This is a genomic window from Pseudomonas putida (assembly GCF_002025705.1).
Taxonomy (GTDB): Bacteria; Pseudomonadota; Gammaproteobacteria; order Pseudomonadales; family Pseudomonadaceae; genus Aquipseudomonas; species Aquipseudomonas putida_J.
Genome location: NZ_CP018846.1, coordinates 792,740 through 812,875 on the forward strand (window position 1 = coordinate 792,740; position 20,136 = coordinate 812,875).

General features: G+C 62.7%; 18 protein-coding genes and 1 tRNA gene. 6 read left to right on the forward strand and 13 right to left on the reverse strand.

Annotation, left to right across the window (positions count from 1 at the left end):
- Nucleotides 1-67 precede the first annotated feature (67 nt).
- Nucleotides 68-2,359, reverse strand: coding sequence for a beta-glucosidase BglX (gene bglX / locus BUQ73_RS03710; RefSeq protein WP_079230477.1), 2,292 nt, complete (start codon nt 2,357-2,359; stop codon nt 68-70).
- Nucleotides 2,360-2,546: 187 nt separating this feature from the next.
- Here bglX and BUQ73_RS03715 point away from each other — a divergent pair, with 187 nt between their 5' ends.
- The 3 genes from BUQ73_RS03715 to BUQ73_RS03725 all read left to right on the forward strand — a co-directional run bounded on the left by BUQ73_RS03715 (nt 2,547) and on the right by BUQ73_RS03725 (nt 5,166).
- The gene (locus BUQ73_RS03715; protein WP_079226720.1) at nt 2,547-3,164 is read left to right on the forward strand and encodes a TPM domain-containing protein; all 618 of its coding nucleotides are present in this window, start codon (nt 2,547-2,549) and stop codon (nt 3,162-3,164) included.
- A 72-nt stretch (nt 3,165-3,236) separates the two neighbouring features.
- A complete protein-coding gene (locus tag BUQ73_RS03720) occupies nt 3,237-4,451 on the forward strand; it encodes a class I SAM-dependent methyltransferase (RefSeq protein ID WP_079226721.1) in 1,215 nt (404 codons plus the stop codon).
- Between the two features lie 226 nt (nt 4,452-4,677).
- Nucleotides 4,678-5,166: a helix-turn-helix transcriptional regulator gene (locus BUQ73_RS03725; protein WP_079226722.1), complete on the forward strand. Its 489-nt coding sequence runs from the start codon at nt 4,678-4,680 to the stop codon at nt 5,164-5,166.
- Nucleotides 5,167-5,193: 27 nt separating this feature from the next.
- Here BUQ73_RS03725 and BUQ73_RS03730 read toward each other — a convergent pair whose 3' ends face one another.
- Nucleotides 5,194-6,204 (reverse strand): DUF4917 family protein, encoded by a 1,011-nt coding sequence (locus BUQ73_RS03730; protein WP_079226723.1) that lies wholly within the window; start codon nt 6,202-6,204, stop codon nt 5,194-5,196.
- Nucleotides 6,205-6,442: 238 nt separating this feature from the next.
- On the opposite strand from BUQ73_RS03730, the gene BUQ73_RS03735 reads away from it, so the two are divergent.
- A complete protein-coding gene (locus BUQ73_RS03735) occupies nt 6,443-7,513 on the forward strand; it encodes a glycerophosphodiester phosphodiesterase (protein ID WP_416171806.1) in 1,071 nt (356 codons plus the stop codon).
- Here the strand turns inward: BUQ73_RS03735 and BUQ73_RS03740 are convergent.
- The 6 genes from BUQ73_RS03740 to BUQ73_RS03765 all read right to left on the reverse strand — a co-directional run bounded on the left by BUQ73_RS03740 (nt 7,507) and on the right by BUQ73_RS03765 (nt 13,320).
- Nucleotides 7,507-9,237 (reverse strand): SulP family inorganic anion transporter, encoded by a 1,731-nt coding sequence (locus tag BUQ73_RS03740; protein WP_079226725.1) that lies wholly within the window; start codon nt 9,235-9,237, stop codon nt 7,507-7,509. The two genes, BUQ73_RS03735 and BUQ73_RS03740, sit on opposite strands and share 7 nt — an antisense overlap.
- Before the next feature lie 200 nt (nt 9,238-9,437).
- Nucleotides 9,438-9,511, reverse strand: a tRNA-Gly gene (locus BUQ73_RS03745).
- A 111-nt stretch (nt 9,512-9,622) separates the two neighbouring features.
- Entirely contained in the window at nt 9,623-10,510 is an 888-nt protein-coding gene (locus BUQ73_RS03750; RefSeq protein ID WP_079226726.1) for an alpha/beta fold hydrolase, read from the reverse strand.
- Between the two features lie 333 nt (nt 10,511-10,843).
- Nucleotides 10,844-11,536 (reverse strand): pseudouridine synthase, encoded by a 693-nt coding sequence (locus BUQ73_RS03755; protein WP_079226727.1) that lies wholly within the window; start codon nt 11,534-11,536, stop codon nt 10,844-10,846.
- 46 nt (nt 11,537-11,582) lie between these two features.
- Nucleotides 11,583-11,837 carry a cysteine-rich CWC family protein gene (locus BUQ73_RS03760; protein ID WP_079226728.1) on the reverse strand — a complete coding sequence of 85 codons (255 nt, stop codon included), beginning with the start codon at nt 11,835-11,837 and terminating at the stop codon, nt 11,583-11,585.
- The gene (locus tag BUQ73_RS03765; protein WP_079226729.1) at nt 11,830-13,320 is read right to left on the reverse strand and encodes a sensor domain-containing diguanylate cyclase; all 1,491 of its coding nucleotides are present in this window, start codon (nt 13,318-13,320) and stop codon (nt 11,830-11,832) included. Before BUQ73_RS03765 ends, BUQ73_RS03760 begins: the two co-directional genes overlap by 8 nt.
- Before the next feature lie 212 nt (nt 13,321-13,532).
- Here BUQ73_RS03765 and BUQ73_RS03770 point away from each other — a divergent pair, with 212 nt between their 5' ends.
- A complete protein-coding gene (locus tag BUQ73_RS03770; protein ID WP_079226730.1) occupies nt 13,533-13,973 on the forward strand; it encodes a hypothetical protein in 441 nt (146 codons plus the stop codon).
- 5 nt (nt 13,974-13,978) lie between these two features.
- Here the strand turns inward: BUQ73_RS03770 and BUQ73_RS03775 are convergent, their stop codons facing one another.
- Nucleotides 13,979-15,088, reverse strand: coding sequence for an enoyl-CoA hydratase/isomerase family protein (locus tag BUQ73_RS03775; protein ID WP_079226731.1), 1,110 nt, complete (start codon nt 15,086-15,088; stop codon nt 13,979-13,981).
- Between the two features lie 126 nt (nt 15,089-15,214).
- Here BUQ73_RS03775 and ung point away from each other — a divergent pair, with 126 nt between their 5' ends.
- The gene (gene ung / locus BUQ73_RS03780) at nt 15,215-15,907 is read left to right on the forward strand and encodes a uracil-DNA glycosylase (protein ID WP_060484030.1); all 693 of its coding nucleotides are present in this window, start codon (nt 15,215-15,217) and stop codon (nt 15,905-15,907) included.
- A gap of 26 nt (nt 15,908-15,933) precedes the next feature.
- Here the strand turns inward: ung and BUQ73_RS03785 are convergent, their stop codons facing one another.
- The 4 genes from BUQ73_RS03785 to BUQ73_RS03800 all read right to left on the reverse strand — a co-directional run bounded on the left by BUQ73_RS03785 (nt 15,934) and on the right by BUQ73_RS03800 (nt 20,093).
- Entirely contained in the window at nt 15,934-16,965 is a 1,032-nt protein-coding gene (locus BUQ73_RS03785) for an AbrB family transcriptional regulator (RefSeq protein WP_079226732.1), read from the reverse strand.
- The gene (locus tag BUQ73_RS03790; RefSeq protein ID WP_079226733.1) at nt 16,958-18,472 is read right to left on the reverse strand and encodes a tripartite tricarboxylate transporter permease; all 1,515 of its coding nucleotides are present in this window, start codon (nt 18,470-18,472) and stop codon (nt 16,958-16,960) included. The genes BUQ73_RS03785 and BUQ73_RS03790 overlap by 8 nt, the downstream gene beginning before the upstream one ends.
- A gap of 3 nt (nt 18,473-18,475) precedes the next feature.
- The gene (locus tag BUQ73_RS03795; RefSeq protein WP_079226734.1) at nt 18,476-18,934 is read right to left on the reverse strand and encodes a tripartite tricarboxylate transporter TctB family protein; all 459 of its coding nucleotides are present in this window, start codon (nt 18,932-18,934) and stop codon (nt 18,476-18,478) included.
- A gap of 178 nt (nt 18,935-19,112) precedes the next feature.
- Nucleotides 19,113-20,093: a Bug family tripartite tricarboxylate transporter substrate binding protein gene (locus tag BUQ73_RS03800; RefSeq protein ID WP_027917886.1), complete on the reverse strand. Its 981-nt coding sequence runs from the start codon at nt 20,091-20,093 to the stop codon at nt 19,113-19,115.
- Nucleotides 20,094-20,136: the final 43 nt, after the last annotated feature.

The window sequence follows — 20,136 nt, forward strand, 5'->3', positions numbered from 1 at the left end:
CCTCTTCGCGGCGGTTCGACGACTCGATAAACCGCTCCCACAGAGGCCGGATCAGGCGACGAACCTGTTACAGCAGTTCGAAGCTCTGCTGTTGCACCGCCTCGGAATCCAGCCCGACCTGGACATTGAACTCGCCAGGCTCGGCCACCCGCTGCAGCTGACCATTGTAGAACTTCAGGTCGTCCTCGCTGATGCGGAAGGTCAGGGTCCGCGATTCACCGGCCTTGAGCATCAGTTTCTGGAAGTTCTTCAGCTCCTTGACCGGGCGGCTCATCGACGCCGAAACATCCTGCAGGTACAACTGCACCACTGTCTCGCCCTCAAGCTTGCCGGTGTTCTTCACCGTCACCTTGGCTTCCAGCGTGTCGCCACGCTTGAGGTTCTTGTTCGACAGGGTCAGGCCCGACAGCTCGAAGCTGCTGTAGCTCAGGCCATAGCCGAACGGGTACAGCGGGCCGTTGGGCTCTTCGAAGTACTGCGAGGTGTAGTTACCCGGCTTGCCTGGGGTGAACGGCCGGCCGATGCGCGTGTGGTTGTAGTACATCGGGATCTGCCCGACCGAACGCGGGAAGGTGATGGCCAGCTTGCCTGACGGGTTGTAGTCGCCGAACAGCACGTCGGCAATCGCGTTGCCGCCTTCGGTGCCGGAGAACCAGGTTTCGAGGATGGCATCTGCCTGCTCACGTTCCCAACTGATCGACAGCGGGCGGCCGTTCATCAGGACCAGCACCAGCGGCTTGCCGGTGGCCTTCAGGGCCTTGATCAGCTCGCGCTGGCTGGCCGGAATTTCCAGGGTGGTGCGGCTCGACGACTCGTGGGACATGCCACGGGACTCACCGACCACGGCCACCACCACATCGGACTGCTTGGCAGCCTTGACTGCCTCATCGATCAACACCGCCGCAGGGCGTGGGTCATCGACGATTTCCGGGGCATCGAAGTTGAGGAAGTTCAGGTAGTCGAGGATCGCCTTGTCGCCAGTGACATTGGAGCCTTTGGCATACACCAGCTTGGCCTTGCCCTCGACAGCGCGGCGCAGGCCTTCGCGCACGGTTACCGAGTGCATCGGCTTACCGTCGGCGGCCCAGCTGCCCATCATGTCGATCGGGGCATCGGCCAGCGGGCCGACCAGGGCAATGGTGCCGGCCTTCTTCAGCGGCAGGGTCTGGTTGCGGTTTTCCAGCAGCACCAGGCTGCGGCGCGCCACGTCACGGGCGGCGTCGCGGTGCAGGCGGTTGTCGGCGTAGTAGTCTTTCAGGTCGGTTTCGGCCTTGCCGATGCGCACATACGGGTCCTTGAACAGGCCCATGTCGTACTTGGCGCCGAGTACCTCGCGCACGGCCTGGTTCAGCTCTTGCTGGGTCACTTCGCCGGACTTGAGCAACCCTGGCAGCTCTTCGCCGTACAGGGTGTCGTTCATGCTCATGTCGATGCCGGCCTTGATCGCCAGCTTGGCGGCTTCGCGGCCGTCGCGGGCGACACCGTGGCGGATCAGTTCCTGGATGGCGCCGTGGTCACTGATGGTCACGCCCTTGAAGCCCCATTGCTTGCGCAGCAGGTCGTTCATCAGCCAGGTGTTGGAGGTGGCTGGCACGCCGTTGATCGAGTTGAGCGCCACCATCACCCCGCCAGCACCGGCGTCGAGCGCGGCGCGGTAAGGCGGCAGGTAATCGTTGTACATTTTCGGCAGGCTCATATCGACTGTGTTGTAGTCGCGCCCGCCTTCCACCGCGCCATACAGGGCGAAGTGCTTGACGATGGCCATGATGCTGTCGGGGTTGGCCGGGCTGCTGCCCTGGAACGAGCGGACCATGACCTGGCCAATCTTCGAGGTCAGGTAGGTGTCTTCGCCGAAGCCTTCACTGGTGCGGCCCCAGCGTGGGTCGCGGGCGATGTCGACCATCGGCGCGAAGGTCATGTCCAGCGCGTCGGCCGAGGCTTCGATGGCCGAGGTGCGGCCGACCTTGGCGATGGCGTCCATGTCCCAGCTGGCGGCCAGGCCCAGGCCGATCGGGAAGATGGTACGTTCGCCGTGGATGGTGTCGTAGGCGAAGAACATCGGGATCTTCAGGCGGCTGCGCATGGCGGCGTCCTGCATCGGCCGGTTCTCGGGTGCGGTGCGCGAGTTGAACGTGCCACCAATGCGCCCGGCGGCGATTTCTTCGCGGATCTTGTCGCGGGGCATTTCCGGGCCGATGCTGATCAGGCGCAGCTGGCCGATCTTTTCGGCTTCGGTCATCTGGCTGATCAGATGGTCGATGAAAGCCTGCTTGTCCTGCAGGGGCGGGGCGGTAGGGGCGGCAAGGGCCGCCTGGCTGGCAAGGCCCATGGCCAGGCCCAGCAAAGACAGTTTCATCATCAATTCCATTGTCGAGGCCCTTGCCGTATTCACAGTGATACGCGCGTGGCCGAAGTTTTCAGGCGGCTATTGTTGTACGATTCGCCGGTAATTCATCCAGCGGCGGATTATGCCTGAATATGTCGGCCGCGGAGGAAGACCCGTATGCCGGGAAAACAACTATAAGAACGCTGACGAGACTGAAGGCATGACTCCCCTCGACGAATACCAACGCCGGCAGGTGGCCGAGGCCATTGCCCGGGTGGAGCGGCGCACCGATGCGCAGCTGGTGACCGTGCTGGCGCGCCGTGCCGATGACTACGCATACCTGCCACTGTTCTGGGCCGCCGTACTGGCGTTGGCCGTGCCTGGCCTGTTGCAGTGGCTGCTGGGGTGGCCCGGAGTACGTGGGCTGCTGATTGCCAACGTATTGCTGTTCATCGGGCTGTGCCTATTGCTGCGCAGCCCGCGCGTGGCCGCCTGGCTGATCCCGAGCGCGTTGCGCCGCTGGCGTGCCTCCAGCCTGGCGCGTCAGCAGTTTCGCGAGCAGAACCTGCAGGGCACGGAGGGTGCCACCGGGGTGCTGATCTTTGTCGCCGAGGCTGAGCGGCATGTGGAAATCCTTGTCGACCAGGGCATCGATCAGCATCTCGATGCCAAGGCACGCGCCGTAATGGTGGCGCGTTTCACCGAACAGGTCCGTCAAGGGCGGACCTTGCAGGGCTTTGTCGATTGCATCGAGGCGTGCGGCGAGCTGCTGTGCGAGCACGTGCCTCGCACCCATGCCCGCAACGAACTGCCCAACCGTCTGGTGATTCTCGACTGAAGCGGCTGCTGCAGGGTGTAGAATGCGCGGCATTGCGCAACGCGCCCCCTGTTTCCGAGGCACCTGTTTTCCATGTCCGCCAGTACTTCCGCTTCCCCTGCGCCGGATGCGCGCGCCCAGTTCTTCGACTTGCTGGGTGCTGCCCTGCACGGCAACACCTTGGTCAAGCTGGTGCTGGCGCGCCATGTCGGTGCCGACCAGACCTTGCAGCGCATCATTGCCAAGCCGCTGCTGGTGAAGGGGCAGGCCCAGCTGTCGCTGGTCTACCGCCACCAGACCCGCGACATCACTCGCAACCTGCCGCTGGACCAGGCCCAGGCGCTGGTTGCCGAGCTGCTGCCGGAGAGCTTCCGCAACGCCCATTTGTTCGACGCCGACGGCGAAGTGCAGCTGACCTTCAGCAAGAAGGGCAAGCCGATGCTCCAGCGCCATGGCGCGCAGGCGCCACGCGAGGCGGTTGCCAATACCGGCCATGACCGCGAGAAGAAACGCTACCTGGAGCTGTCGCGGCCATTCCTGCGTGACCTGGGGGTGACTGATGCCCAGGGTGCGCTGATCCCGTCGATGTCGCGCAAGTGGAAGCAGATCAACAAGTTCATCGAAGTCTTCGACCACGCCCTGGCCAATGCCCCGGTGCCGGCGGAGCAACCGCTGCGTGTGGCTGACTTTGGTTCCGGCAAGGGCTATCTGACTTTTGCCATGCACGACTACCTGCGCAACACCCTGGCCCGCGAGGCAGAGGTGACCGGGGTTGAACTGCGCCAGGACATGGTCGACCTGTGCAACGCCGCTGCGCAGCGCCTGGAGCATTCTGGCCTGGAATTCCAGTGCGGCGATGTGCGCAGCGTAGTACCCGAGGCCATCGAGGTGATGATCGCCCTGCATGCCTGCGACATCGCCACCGACTACGCCATCCATACCGGCATCCGCTGCAACGCCGCGATCATCATGTGCTCGCCGTGCTGCCATAAACAGATCCGCCCACAACTGCACAGCCCGGGGTTGCTGCAGCCGATGCTGCAATACGGGCTGCACCTGGGGCAGCAGGCCGAGATGCTTACCGACAGCTTGCGCGCGCTGTATCTGGAAGCCTGTGGTTACGAGACCAAGGTGTTCGAGTTCATCTCCCTGGAGCACACCAACAAGAACAAGATGATTCTTGCGGTGAAGCGCCGACAGGTGGGGGATAACGCGGCATTGCTGGAGAAGATCGGGCAGCTGAAGGCGTTTTATGGGGTGCAGGAGCACTGCCTGGAGACGTTGTTACGGGCGGATAAGCTGATCTGACCACAGCAAGATGAGGTGCATTGGAGCACCGCTCCTGTATTCCTGTGGGAAAATTCCCAAGAGCAACCAGGAGCCGTTTTGACCCTCAAGAGTTCTGTAGTGTGGCGTGATCGTTTGTCAGCTCAGAAGGTTGTCATTTGACAACCTGCTATTCACAAGCTCAGCTCAGGCGCGTCGTGGACAACTGCACCAGCAGCATGATCAAGGCTGGTGAGGAGAGGTAGCAGTGGAATACGAATTCACCCTGAAATATCCACTGATCGAAGACGAAAGCGTTGATGCGATGCTGGAGCGTCTGGCCGTAGCTGGCTGTGATGACGCAGTGGTGGGGGTTGGGCAGCTTGGCCGCTTGGCATTGGCTTTTGTACGTGAAGCGCCCTCTGCCATGGAGGCTATTGAAAGTGCGCTGAGTGATGTGCTTACAGCAGTGCCCGGTGCCCGCTTGATCGAAGCAACCCCCGACTTGGTGGGGCTTACTGATGTAGCTGAAATCATCGGTGTGTCACGGCAAAACATGCGCAAGTTGATGCTTTCGCATATGTACAGTTTCCCGACACCAATCCATGAGGGCAGTACATCGCTCTGGCATCTTGCGGATGTTCTGATGTGGCTGCAGGCGCGGGGAAGTTACGCTATTGGTCAGGACATTGTAGAACTGGCCAGGGTTGCAATGTCAGTCAATGTGTCCCGAGCGCATCAACGCATTTTTGGTTGAGCGTCTAACGCGTATCGAGCCCGTCATCTAGCGACGCGCTGACGGAACCTCGATCGCCAATCCCTCAAGCCCCAACGGGTGCGTGCTGGCATCGAAGAAGTGCAGTGCCGCCCCCGTCATGTCCCCGAACCGCTCGACAAAATGCTGCTTCTGGTTCAGCACAGAAGCCTCGCTCAATGGCCGGATGGCAATCGACAGATGAGCCGGCCGCGCCTGGCGTATGGCTTCGACCAGGTGCTGGTCAGTGCTGTCCAGATGCTGCCCGAACAGGCACATGCCCTGGCTTTCCTGTGCCAGTTGCCCCAACCCCCAGGCCAGGTAGTCCGAGTTGCGGATGGCACGTAGTTTCTCGTCGCTGCGCTCTTCGTTGACGAACAATGGCACCTCACCGGGAATGTTCACGGCAAAGCCGTCCAGCAACTCGGCGTTTTCGGCGCTGCGCTGGCGGGTGCTGCCGTCGGGCAGCTTGAGCAGGTGCAGCCCGCCGTGCAGGTGCAGCACGCGGGTGCCTTCGCTGCGGGTGCGGCGTACGTCGAAGAAACCTTGCTCGTCGAACAGTGCGGCAAAGCCCTGCGGGTCGTGTTGCAGGGCCCAGGGCAGGATCAGGTCGTAGTTGCTGGTGTAGACAGTGCGGTACTCGCGCAAGGCCTGGTTGATCGACGCCAGGGTGGCGGCGGGCATCAGCGGCCAGGGTAGGTGCAGGGTGCGGATGGCGTGGATCAGGCCTTCCTTGATCGAGTAGTAGCGGTTTAACGGCGCGGTGGAGTTGATGGCCAGGGCGGCATTGGCACGCACGGTGTGGTTGAGGGTGCTCAACACCGGCTCGAACAGCTCGGTACCCAGCGACTTGAACAGGGCCTGGTCGCTGATCGCCAGGCCTTTCTTGCGCCCGGCGCGCTGGGCCTCCTCGTACAGCGAGAAGTAGCCGAACGGTTTCCACAGCGCGCGACTGGCGCCGTTGCCCAGCAGCAGTGCGTTGCAGGGGTGGCGCTGGTTGAGGTCTGGCCAAGAGGCGAGGCGGGCGTCGTGAGCTGGCATGTGCGGTCCGTTCGGTGGTGCGGGAAACGGCGGGGACTTTAGCATGTCATGCAAGGTGTGCGAGGGTTGCTGTTTACATTGCCGTCTTGTCTTGCCTGCGCCGGCCTCTCGCGGGTGAACCCGCTCCCACAGGATTACCACTTGCTTCAGGGTGGTGCGATAGCTGTGGGAGCGGTTTTACCCGCGAGGGGGCCGGAACAGGCAGCACAAGGCCCGCAGGATGAAAGAGGACTTCTCCATGCGCAACCCGCTGCTTCGCACTATGGCCCTGAGCATGCTGTTGTCGGCGTCACTGGCCTCGGCCAGCGACGGCAAGACCCTGGCCGCGGCCCAAGGTATCCCGTACCCGGCCGTGATCGCCCACCGCGGCGCTTCCTACGATTCCCCCGAATCCACCACACCCGCCTACTTGCTGGCCCGTGAACTGGGCGCCGATTATCTGGAACTTGATCTGCAGCGCACCCGCGACGGCGTACTGGTGGTGGTCCACGATGATGAGCTGTCGCGCACCAGCAACGTTGCCGACCGATACCCTGAGCGCAGGAAAAGCCCGGTGAGTGCCTTCACCCTCGCCGAGCTCAAGTCGTTGGATGCTGGCAGTTGGTTCAACCGGGCTTATCCGCAACGTGCCCGGCCATCGTTCGAAAAGTTGCCGATATTGACTCTGGATGAAGTCATCGATATCGCCGAAGGCAATCCCGACCGCCACCCAGGCCTTTATATCGAGACCAAGGTACCCAACCAGTTCCCCGGTATCGAGAAGGACCTGAAGGCACGGCTCGAAGCCCGTGGCTGGCTCGACCGACCGGGGCGGGTGGTGCTGCAGACCTTCGACCGCAACAGCTTGAGGCTGCTACACGAGGCGATGCCCCAGGTGCCGAAGATCCTCTTGCTATGGGTGGGTAACAAAGGTATCGCAGCGGCATCCGGGCAGGATTTCGCCCAGTCGGGCGAGCAGGACAAAGCCGCTTTCTATGCTCGTCAGCAGCCCAAGGACAAGGAGGAATTCCTGCGCTGGCTCGACCATGCAAAGCAGGCGGGCGCCATTGGCACCGGCCCGTCAGCCACGCGAACTCACCTGGGTGAGCAGAGTTACAGCGACCTGATCCAGCCGTGGATGAACCAGGCCAATCACGAACGCGGACTGTTGGTTCACGCCTATACCCTCGATGACAAGGTCGATTTCGACAAGGCCATGAAGTCCGGCGTCGACGGGATCTTTACCAATCGGGCGGGAGAGCTGTTGCGTTTCCAGCAGCGACCAGTGAAACGCTCCGAACTCGAACAGCTGGAAACCTTGGGTTACTGATTATCCAGGCTTGCCTGTGGCTTCTGTTCGGCCACAGGTTCCTTGCGACTCCTGTTCCGCCAGACTCGATAAGCCCGTATCCCCGCCCGCACCGAGCCGAAGAGCAATTTTTCTTCCATCTCCCGTGCCATCCCCGAGCGCACCAGCATGCGCAGGAAGGTGCCGCGGGCGCGGGCGATGGCGAAGTGGATACCCTGCGCAGTGAGGGTGTCGCGCACCTCGCGCAGGGCGGCGATGCCGCTGACGTCGATGCTGCTGACCGCTTCCGCATCGAACAGTACCGCCTGAGGCTGGGCCTGGCTTTGCACGGCTTCGAGCAGGCGCATCTTGAAGTAGTCGGCGTTGAAGAACAGGATCGCGTCGTCGAAGCGGTACACCACCAGGCCCGGCACGGTGCGAGCGTCCTTGTTCTTGCGGATGTCGACCTGGCCTTCGGTACCCGGCAGCCAGCCGAGCACGGCATCGGTGGGTTGGTAGATGGTGTAGAGCAGGCGCATGATCGCCAGGGTCACGGCAAACACGATGCCCGGCAGTACGCCCAGGCCGAGCACGCCGACCGTGGTCAGCAGGCACAGCCAGAACTCGAAGCGGCTCAGGCGCCTGATGCTGCCCAGCGATTTGATGTCGATCAGGCCCCAGCCGGCCATCAGCAGCACTGCACCCAGCACCGCCTGTGGGATCCACGCCATTGGTGCGGTGAAGAACAACAAAATCAGGGCGATGACCAGTGCGGCGATGATGCCGACCAGCTGGCTCTTGCCACCGACCATGTCATTGACCGCGGTGCGCGAATCGGCACCGCTGATGGCAAAACCCTGGGAGATGCCGGCAGCCAGGTTGCTCACGCCCAGGGCGACGAACTCATGGTTGGCGTTGATCGCATAGCCGTGCCGTGCGGCGAAGCTGCGGGCGGTAAGCATGGCGCTGCAAAAACTCACGGTGGCGATACCCAGGGCATCGCGCAGCAGGCTCTTGGTTTCATCCAGGTTGCTGTGTGGCCAGGCAAGCTTGGGGATGCCGGACGGTACCGGCCCGAGAATGGCGACGCCAAAACGGTCCAGGCCGAGCAGGCCGGCAAGCAGGGTGAAGACTGCGACGGTCACCAGGGCCGCCGGCAGGCGAGGGTAGCGGCGCGGCAGCCAGATCAGCAGCGCCAGCCCGGCCAGGCCGATGGCCAGTGTCATCCAGTGGATCTCGTTCAGGCGTTGGAAGAAATTCACCACGCTGAGGATGAACCCGTCACCCTCGATCTTGAACCCCACCACCTTGGACAATTGCCCGGCAATCAGGCTAAGGCCGATGCCGTTCAGGTAACCGATCAGGATCGGGCGCGAGAAGAAGCTGGCGATGAAGCCGGCGCGTGCCAGGCCGGCGACAATCAGCATCACCCCGACCAGCACGGTGACGATCACCGACAGTTCGGCGATGCGATGAGGGTCGCCCATGGCTAGCGGCGCCACGGCACCGGCGATCATCGCGCAGGTTGCTGCGTCCGGGCCGACCATCAGTTGGCGCGAGCTGCCGATCAGGGCATAGACCATCATCGGCAGCACGCACGCGTACAGGCCGTATTGCGGCGGCAGCCCGACGATCTGGGCATAGGCGATGGCGATGGGGATCTGGATTGCTGCCACCGAAAGCCCTGCCTGCAGGTCGGCATGGAACCACTCGCGGCGGTAGTGCAGCAGGTTGGCAAGGCCGGGGAGCCAGCGGGAGAGAAACATGCGTCGTCCTTTCGAAATGTTTCACGGATCCATGAAGCATATGCGCCCCAAGCCGTTTCGCTTGCAAGCGAATTAAAACGGAAGACGCCAAATGCGGCCATGGCCCCTGTCAATGAAAGGAGCAGAAACGAAAAAAGGAGCCGTGGGCTCCTTTTGACAGCGATGACGTTGCTGGAACGCCATGCGGGGAATGCAATGTGTGGAGCGGGTAGAGGGAATCGAACCCTCAACTAAAGCTTGGGAAGCTTTCGTTTTGCCACTAAACTATACCCGCGTCTGCGCTGGACTTTTTACCAGAACCCTCCCTGAAATAGAAGCCCAAGTTATAAAAAAGCTTGTCGGCGACCCATAACCTGCGGGTGTGGGCTACAGGACGCCGATGCGCTCAGATGGCCAATGCATGCTGCCCCTGGGTGTATGAGTTACCGCGTTGACGGGACTCGCGCACGGTCGGCTTGAGGAAGCCAAGCATGACGTTGCGGGTGTCTTCACAGGCTGACTTGTTTTCCATGTCGAGGAAGTGGCCAGCGTCGCGGATCACGCTGAACTGGCTGTTGCCTACGTGCTTGCCGAACTCGCGTGCATCTTCGACAGTGGTGTATTCATCGCGCTCGCCGTTGATGAACAGCACCGGAATATCGATGTTGCGCGCACCATTCAATGCCCGTTGCAAATCACGCTGCAGCACTTCGTTGATGTGGAAGTGCATCTGCGCATACTCGTGGCTGTCCAGGCTGCTGACATGCCGGTAGTTGAAGCGCTTGAACAGTGATGGCAGGTGCTTGCCGATGGTGTCGTTGACCAGGTTGCCGACCTGGTAGCGATCGCAGGCGGCCAGGTACTGGCAGCCACGCTCCAGGTAGTCACGCATCGGCTCGTTGATCACCGGCGAGAACGAACTGACCACTGCCTTCTTCACCTGCCGCGGCTGGTGCGCCAGCGCCAGCAAGGTGCAGGCACCGCCCCAGGAGAAGGACATGACGTGGTCGCACTGGAAGCGCTCGATCAGCTCGAGGAGGATATGCGCCTCATCCTCCTTGCTGATCAGCCGTTCCTGGCGGTTGTGCGGCTTGGACTTGCCGGCATACGGCTGGTCGTACAGCACAACGTTGAATTGCGGGTGCAGGTTACGCACCGTCTGGGCGAACGAGGCCGTGGTGGCCAGCGAACCATTGATCAGGATGATCGTCTTCTCGGCCGCATCCGCGCGATAGAACTCCGTGTAAACCCGATACTGACCTTGGATATCAAGTACAGCGATTTCTGGCCTCATGTCATCGACTCCTGGCGCAAAAAGGGTAATCGCGTCACCTAGGGTGCACGTTCTTTATGACAGGTAGGCATTTGCCTGGAATAAATCGGGGGCCCTGTGTCGATCCTTCGCACACGTGTCGACGATATTGTTCTGGCGGGCAAATTGCCGTGCCCCAAGGCATCAAGGCTTTGGGTGGCCGGCAAAAAGTGTCATGAACTGCGGGCGTGACTGGCTGGTCACTCGCGGACTGACGAGTTAGGAGTCAAGCAGCGGGTCGGGGATCCCGCAAGTGCCGTTTGCGCAAATTTGTGACTCGGGGCGCTCAGCGGTCGTATGCCTGTATTACGGCATTCACACCGAGGCGATTTCTTCTGCCGTCAGGTCCCTGAATTCCCCGGGTTGCAGGCTCGGATCGAGGCTGATCGAACCCATGCTTTCGCGATGCAGAGCGACCACTTTGTTGTCGAAATGGCCGAACATGCGCTTGACCTGGTGATAGCGCCCTTCGACGATTGCCAGCCGCGCCTGGCGCGGGCCGAGGATGTCGAGCCGGGCGGGCAGGGTGGTCAGGTCTTCGAAGGCGAAATAAAAGCCTTCGTGGAACTTGGCGGCATAGTGCGCGCCGATTTCGTCTTCGGTTTCCACCAGGTAGTGCTTGGGCAACTTGGTGGTCGGCTGGGTCAGGCGCCGCGACCACTGGCCGTCGTTGGTCAGGATCATCAGGCCAGTGGTATTGAAGTCCAGGCGCCCGGCGATGTGCAGGTCGTCGCGCAATGCGCCTGGCAGCAAGTCGAGCACGGTGCGGTGCTGCGGGTCTTGCGTGGCGCTGACACAGCCGGTGGGTTTGTGCAGCATCAGGTAGCGGGCGGGGCGGCCGACCTGCAGCAGTTGATCGTCGACTTCGACGCGGCTGAACTCTCGGACTTCTGCTTTAGGGTCGTTGACCACTTCGCCGTTCACGCGCACACGGCGCTGCACCAGCAGCAGTTGCACTTGCTGACGGTTGTAGCAGGGCAGGTTGGCGAGGAAACGGTCGAGGCGCATGGCAGAGAGAAAGCAGAACGGGGAGGCAGTTTAGCGGTTTTTCACCTTAGAGCGGTGCCGGCTTCTTCGCGGGCAAGCCCGCTTCCACAGTATGCTGCTCTGCAGCTTCAAGCTGGTCTTGCACAGCGGCGCAGCGGGGGCACAGGCACGCCTTGTTGCGCAGCTCGGCAGGCAGGGCCTGGAGCACGGCAGGGTCGATGCTCACGCCGTAGCACCAACAGGCCTGGGTGGCACTGCGTGGGTCGGCCAGGCTGCACTGGTTGAGGGCGCCACAGGCGGGGCAGTGCTGGGTGTCATTCATGTTCGGGTCCGGGTGATTCACTGCAGACGCGGTTGCGGCCGGCCTGCTTGGCACGATAGAGCGCACGGTCGGCGCGGGTCAGCAGGGCGTGCAGGGTGTCGCCCGGCTGCAAGGCGCTGAGGCCGATACTGGTGGTCAGGCGCAAGGGTTGATCTTCGTAGCTGAAGGTCAGTTGCTCGGTGCGACGGCGGATCTTTTCCGCCACTTCGATGGCCTGCGGGCCTTCGGCTTCACGCAGCAGCACGATGAACTCCTCACCGCCCCAGCGGCAGAGTATATCCGACTGCCGCAGGCTACCTTGCAGCACGTTGGCGAACTGGCGCAGCACTTCGTCGCCTGCCAGATGGCCATGGGTATCGTTGAGCACCTTGAAATGATCGAGGTCGATCAGCAAGGCGACCAGCGCTGCGCAATCGCGCTGAGCTTCCTGCAGAGCCTGGGCGGCCAGCAGGTCGAAGCTGCGCCGGTTGGGCAGCCCGGTAAGGCTGTCGAGGGTCGCCAGCGCCTCGGTGCTGGCCTGGTGGCGCCTGAGCATGCCATTGAGCAGCGACAGCACCACCAGGGTGATCATTGCGCAGATCGCCAGGTTCAGGTACAGCGAGTGGCGGATGCGGTCGAGGGCGCCGGTCTCGCGTTTGTCGACCAGCAGGTACCAGCCCAGTTCCGGCAGTTGCCGCACGTTGAGGAAGTGGCTGTGGCCTTTGCTGTCCTTGTACTCATGGCTGCCCTCGGTGGGCGTTGGGCGCTGCGCCAGCAAATCACTGAGGTCGGCATTGTCGGTCAAAGGCTGGCCGACCTTCAGGCCGTGGGGGCCACCCTCCGAGCCGGTCAGAATGACCTTGCCCTTGGCGTCGGTGAAGAACACCGAACGCTGGTAGCGGCGCTGATACGTATCGATCAGCTTGATCACCGCGTCCACGCTCAGGCCAACCCCGGCGGCGCCGATGAAGCGCTGCTGGTAGTCCAGCACCCGGTAGTTGATGAACACCGTCAGGCTGTCCTGGTTGGCCATGTCCAGGTCGACGTTGATCTCATACGGCGCTTTCATCTCGCGCAGTCGGAAGTACCAGGCATCACGCCAGGTGTTCGGTACCACGCGTTTGAGCACGCCCTTGGCCTGGTAGTAGGTGAGGCTGCGGTCGGAGACGAAAAACGATGTGAAAGTGTCCTGCTTGCCCATCACCTCGCCGAGGAAGCGGGTGATGCGCTGGGTGTCCTGTTCGCCCGCCAGCACCCAGTCGCGCAGGAAGGTGTCCTGGGCCATCATCGAGGCGATCAGCACCGGGCGGATCAGGTCTTTCTGGATCTCCGAATAGACGGTATCGGAGGTCAGCGGCAGTTCGGTATTGACGATGCCGTCACGGATCGCACTGCGCGAGGCGAAGTAGCTGATCAGCGATGTGGCAAGGAAGCCGCAGGCCAGCAACAGCAGCAGGGCAAGGATCAGCGAGCGCTGTGAAAACAGGGCGGAGCGTGAAGGCATGATCTTCCCGTGATGTGTGCCGAGGCGCTCATTCTAGTGAGATGACAGGCAAATGACTGCATGTTTTTCAGGGTTATTTCGACCTGTATCAAATTATTGCTGAAATGGCACTGCACCTCGGCGCAGTTGTCTGATTCATTGTCGATGAACGCTTTTTCGTCGACGCTCGCCAGCGCCGCTGTTCGGGCACCTTAGCGGTCCAGGAGGCCGCCATGTCCTATCGAATTCTGTTGATCGCCCTGTTGGGTCTGATGACGTCCGCCTGCGCCCCCTACTACGAGGGTGGCGGCTATTCCCGTTCTGAATACTATTCGACCGACCGCTACGTTACGCCGGGCTACTACGGCTATGACCGCTACTATGTGACGCCGCAGCCGCGCTACTACTACCAGCCGGCGCCTCGTTACTACCGCCCGGCACCCGCACCTTACTACCGGCCTAATCCACAGCCGGGGATGAACCAGTGGCACGGCAACCCGCGTTACGACTATGGCAATCGTCAGCGCAATGACTATGGCCGCGATCGCGACCGCAATGACTATCGCGATGGCAGCCAGCGCTACCAGCATGATCGCTGGCACTCCAACAACCGCGGGGACAACGACCGTCGGCCAGACGGTGGGCGCGGAGGGGACCACAACTGGCAGCGCTGAAGGTGTCATGACCCCAGGTCGGCCAACGGATGCCGGCCTTCCCACACCTTGGCGAAATGCGCCTCGACCACTGCTGCTGGCACTTGCGCCACATCCGGCCAGTGCCAGCGTGGCTGGTTGTCCTTGTCCAGCAGGCGGGCGCGCACACCTTCGCTGAATTCCGGGTGTCGGCAGCAATTGAGGCTCATGCTGTATTCCATCTGAAATACCTGGGCCAGTGACAAGTGCCGGGCACGCCGGATCTGCTCCCAGACCAGATGCGCTGTCAGCGGGCAACCTTCATGCAGGCGTTGGCCGGCTTCGGCCAGCAGCGGATCAGTGTGATGCTTGAGGCCTTCAAGTGCCCGCCAGGCCGCAGCCGGGTCGGCCACATCAAGCAGTTGGTCGATTACTTGGCGCCGCGGCAACCACTGCGCTGCAGGCAGTTCGGCCCAGGCGCGATGTTGTTCGGCCTTGAGCAGGCTGTTCAACTGCAGGTTGGTTTGCTCCTGCCAGTTAAGTTGCAACAGCTCTTCGATCAACGCCTCTTGCTGTTCTTCCCCGAAGAACCGGTCCGCCAAGTCCAGGTCAAGTGCATCACGGGCATTGATCGGTGCCCCGGTCAGCCCGAGGAACAAGCCGAGCTTGCCGGGCAGGCGTGCGAGAAACCAGCTGGCACCCACGTCCGGATAAAGGCCGATGCTGATTTCCGGCATGGCCAGGCGGCTGCTTGGTGTGACGATGCGTACCCCGGCGCCTTGCATCAGCCCCATGCCGCCGCCCAGCACATGCCCATGGCCCCAGCACAGCAACGGCTTGGGGTAGGTGTGCAAGAGGTAGTCGAGGCGGTATTCGGCGGCAAAGAAGGTGGCGGCCAGCGGTGGCACGTTGCCAGGGTGGGCAAGGCAGGCCTGGGCCAGTGCCCGCACATCGCCACCGGCGCAGAAGGCCTTGGCACCGTTGCCGCGCAACAGTACGCAGACTACCCCAGGGTCGCTGGCCCAGCTGTGCAACTGCTCGCCGAGCACTTCGATCATCGGCAGGTTGAGCGCATTGAGCGCCTTGGGGGCATCGAGCGTGGCGATGCCGATTCGGGCGCCATCGACGCCGGTGAGTACCTCGCAATGAATGGCCATGGACTACCTCGCGCAAGTCATCCCCCAAGTATGGCCCGCATGGCCGATCATGCCGGTCGTCGGTCGGATCGATTGACAAGGGCAGGTGGCTTACCTAGTGTCGCGCCATTGTTTACGGATGGCCCCATGACTGAAGACGATCGCATCAAACTCGAACCCGGCTGGAAGGCTGCATTGCGCGCCGAGTTCGACCAGCCCTACATGCATCAGCTGCGTGAGTTCCTGCGCCAGGAGTACGCGGCCGGCAAGGAAATCTACCCACCGGGGCCGCTGATCTTCAATGCGCTCAATTCCACACCACTGGAGCAGGTCAAGGTGGTGATCCTCGGCCAGGACCCGTACCACGGCCCGGGCCAGGCCCACGGCCTGTGCTTCTCGGTGCAGCCAGGCGTGCCGACGCCGCCGTCGCTGGTCAATATCTACAAAGAGTTGCAGCGCGACCTCAACATCCCGATCGCCAGCCACGGCTACCTGCAAAGCTGGGCCGAGCAGGGCGTGCTGCTGCTCAACACGACCATGACCGTCGAGCGCGCCAATGCCGCTTCACATGCGAAGAAGGGGTGGGAGTTCTTTACCGACCGGATCATCCAGGTGGTCAGCGAGCAGTGCCCGAACGTGGTGTTCCTGCTATGGGGGGCGCATGCCCAGAGCAAACAGAAGCTGATCGATGGTACCAAGCACCTGGTGCTCAAGTCGGTGCACCCGTCACCGCTGTCGGCGTATCGCGGGTTCCTGGGCTGCGGGCACTTCAGCCGCACCAACGGCTTCCTCGAGCAGCGTGGCATGGCGCCCATCAACTGGGCATTGCCACCACTCTGAGGCCGACAGGGGCTGCAGGGCAGCCCTTATTCCTGAGCCTTGGCCCAATACCTGAACAACGGCTCCGCCAGAAACAGCACCAGGATCAACCGCACCACTTGCAGTGCGGTCACCAGTGGCACCGACAGTTGCAAGGTTTCGGCCGTAAGGCTCATCTCGGCTATGCCGCCAGGCATCATCCCCAGCGTCAGTGAACGCAGGTCCAGCTCGGTCATCACGCTCAACCCCCACGCTGCACTACCGGCAATCGCCATGCACAGCGCCGTGGCCAGCAGCGTGCGCCCGAGAAATGACGGCGCGCGGCGGAAGAACGCGCGGTTGAAATGGCAGGCCAGGCCGCTGCCGATCAGCCACTGGCCGATCTGGCTGGCACCGTTGGGCAAGGCGATCTGCAGGTTGCCTGCCAGGCTCACCGAGGCGGCCACCAGCAACGGCCCGAACAGCCAAGGATTAGGCTGGCGCAAGCGCTGCCAGATAAACCCCACTGCCACACCCAGCGGCACGATCAGCGCCAGCCAGCTCCAGCTGACGCTGCCATTGTGATTCAGCGGCACCCCGTCACCGAGCAGGAACTTGAACAGTGCCGGCACGCACAGCACCACGGTCAGCACGCGCAGGCTCTGCGCTGCGGCCACCTGGCTGAGTACCGCGCCGTTGCGTGCGCCAAGGTTGACCATCTCGCCCGAGCCACCGGGCATGCTGGCGAAGAATGCCGTGGCACGGTCTTCACCGGTGCGTCGCAGCAGCCACACGCCGATCACGCTGGAAAGCGTGGTGAACAGCGCGCCGAAGCAGATCAGCGCGAAGTGGCTGGCAACCTGCTCGATCACCGCCGGGGTAAAGTGCAGGCCGATACCGATACCGATGATGCATTGCCCGCATTTGCGGCCATTGGGTATCTCCGACAGCTGCCAGGGCGTCAGGCAGCGCACCAGGATGATCGCCAGCAGCGAGCCGACCATCCACGGCAAAGGCCAGCCGACCTTGCTGGCGGCAAAACCGCCAGCAAGGCCGACCAGCCCGGTCGCGACAAACAGTGGCAGTGGCCGATCAGGCATCGGCCATCGCCCGACGCTGCAGGCTGCGCTTGCGCCAGCTGCGCAGCAGCGGCAGGGTCAGCATGCAGAACACCAGCACCCACACGCCCATGCTGATCGGGCTCGACCAGAGGATGCCCAGCTCACCGTTGGAAATCGACAGCGCACGGCGCAGGTTCTGTTCCATCAACCCACCGAGGATGAAGCCGAGCAGGATTGGCGACAGTGGGAAGTCCAGCTTGCGCAGGATGTAGCCCATGATGCCGATGCCGACCATCAGGAACAGGTCGAAGGTGGTGGCATGCACGGCGTATACACCGATCGCGGTGATGATCGCGATCACCGGCACCAGCGCCCAGTTCGGCACGGCCAGAATGCGGGTGAAGATGCGGATCATCGGGATGTTCAGGATCACCAGCATGATGTTGGCGATGAACAGCGAGGCGATCAGGCCCCAGACGATGTCCGGCTGCTGTTCGAACAGCAGTGGGCCCGGGGTGATGTTGTACAGGGTCAGCGCGCCGATCATCACCGCCGTGGTGCCCGAACCGGGTACACCTAGGGTCAGCATCGGCACCAGGGCGCCACAGCAGGACGCACCGATGGCGGTTTCCGGGGCCGCCAGGCCGCGGGCGTCACCTTTGCCGAATTTGCCCTTTTCACCGGCGATGCGCTTTTCGGTCATGTAGGCCACGGCGCTGGCCAGGGTCGCGCCGGCACCCGGCAGTACACCCATGATGAAGCCCAGCAGGCCGCAGCGGATGTTGACCACGAATACCGACGCTGCTTCCTTGAAGTTGAACAGCATGCGCCCGGTGGCCTTGACCGCTTCGTGGCCATGGTGGGTCTTCTCCAGCAACAGCAGGATTTCGCTGACGGAGAACAGGCCCAGTACCAGCACCACGAACTGGATGCCATCGGCCAGGTGCACGCTGTCGCCGGTGAAGCGGTACACGCCGCTGTTGGCATCGATACCGACAGCCGACAGGAACAGGCCGATCAATGCGGCGATGAAGGTTTTAAGTGGCTTGTCACCGGCCATGCCGCCGAGGGCGACGATGGCGAACACCATCAGCACGAAGTACTCCGCCGGGCCAAAGGCAATCGCCCATTTCGCCAGCAGCGGGGCGAACAGCACCATGCCGCAGGTGGCGATGAACGCACCGATGAACGAGCTCCACGCCGACAGCGACAGGGCCACACCGGCCAGGCCCTGGCGGGCCATCGGGTAACCGTCGAGGGTGGTCATCACGGTCGAGGCTTCGCCCGGAATGTTCAGCAGGATCGAGCTGATCCGGCCGCCGTATTCGCAGCCCAGGTACACCGCAGCCAGCAGGATCAGTGCCGACTCCGGCGGCAGGCCGAGGGCGAAGGCGATGGGGATCAGCAGGGCCACGCCGTTGATCGGGCCCAGGCCCGGCAGCAGGCCGACCACGGTGCCGATCAGCGTGCCCGACAGGGCAGTGACCAGGTTGTAAGGGGACAGGGCGACGCCGAAGCCCTGGCCCAGGTAGCTCAAGGTATCCATGTGTCAGTTCTCCAGTACGCTCAGCAGGCCAAGGGGCAGGGGTACGTCCATGACGCGGTCGAACAGCCAGTAGAGCAGCACGCTCATGCCCACTACCACGAGGGTGCTGTGCAGCCAGCGGCCGCCATACAGACGGGCCATGGGGATGCCGACCAGGATGGCGCTGAGAATGAAGCCCAGGGCTTCGAATGTGCCGGCGAAGACGATCAGCAGACCGACGCAGGCGGCGATCTTGATCAAGGTTTCGCGGTCGAGCTCCGGCTCGTCGTCCTTGCGCACGATGGGGGTAGGGCGGATGGACAGGTACAGCAGGCCCAGGCTCATCAGGCCGAGCATCAGCAACGGGTAGGCACGCGGCCCCACCGGTTCGTAGGAAAATGCGGCCTGATAGGGCCAGGCCATCACGGCCAGGGCGGCGCACACCGCCAGCAGGGCCAGGGCGAAGATGCGTTGCAGGATCATGAAGGAATCCTCGTTGTATACGGCACGACGCGGACCCTTTGTAGGAGCGGCCTTGTGTCGCGAAAGGGGCGCATAGCGGCCCCAGGGTTTCAGCGGCGCTACGAATATTGCCGGGGCCGCTGCGCAGCCCTTTCGCGACACAAGGCCGCTCCTACAAAGAGCGAATGGCGTAGGGGGCTTACTGAATCAGGCCGAATTCCTTGGCCAGTGCCTTGTAGTCAGCCACCTGCTTCTTCACATAGCCGTCCAGCTCCGCGCCGGTCATGGCGAACGGGAACAGCTCGCGCTGGTCGCGCAGCTTGGCGAAGTCTTCCGAGGCCAGCATCTTGTCGAACGATTCTTTCCACCAGGCGTAGTCTTCGTCGCTCACCTTCGGCCCGAGGTAGAAACCGCGTACCACCGGCCAGACGATGTCGTAGCCCTGCTCCTTGGCGGTAGGGATGTCTTTCATTTCCGGCTCGTCCAGGCGGTTCGGCGAGAACACCGCGAGGATGCGCATGTTGCCGCTCTGGATGTGCGGCATGGAGTCGGAGATGTCGGTGGAACCGACCTGGATGTGCCCGCCCAGCAACGCGGTGGCGATCTCGCCGCCGCCTTCCAGGGCCACGTAGCGCAGGTCACGCGGGTTGATGCCAGCGGCCTTGGCGATCAGCGCGGTCTGCATCCAGTCCTGGCTGCCGACGGTGCCGCCGGAACCGATCACGACTTTGCTCGGGTCCTTCTTCAGTGCCGCGACCAGGTCGTCGAGGGTCTTGTAGGGCGAGTCACTTTTCACCGCGATGGCGCCGTAGCTGGTGCCGACCGCAGCCAGCCATTTCACCGCGTTCTCGTCGAAGCGGCCGAACTTGCCCTGGGCCAGGTTCAGCAGCGAACCGCTGGACCAGGCCACCAGGGTGCCGGCATCGGCCGGGCGCTGGGCGACCACGGCGTTGTACGCCACGGCGCCGACACCGCCAGGCATGTAGGTCACGCGCATCGGCTTGCTGAGGATCTTCTCCTGCACCAGGGCGCTTTGCACCAGTTTGCAGGTCAGGTCAAAGCCACCGCCGGGCGAGGCGGGGGCGATGCATTCAGGGCGTTTCGGTTCGGCAGCGAGGGCGTTGCCGGCCAGCAGCAAGCAGCCGGTGGCGAGGACGAGGCGGCGCAGTGAAAAGGTCATCGAATGTCTCCGTGAGCGTTGTTGTTATGGATTACCGCATTGG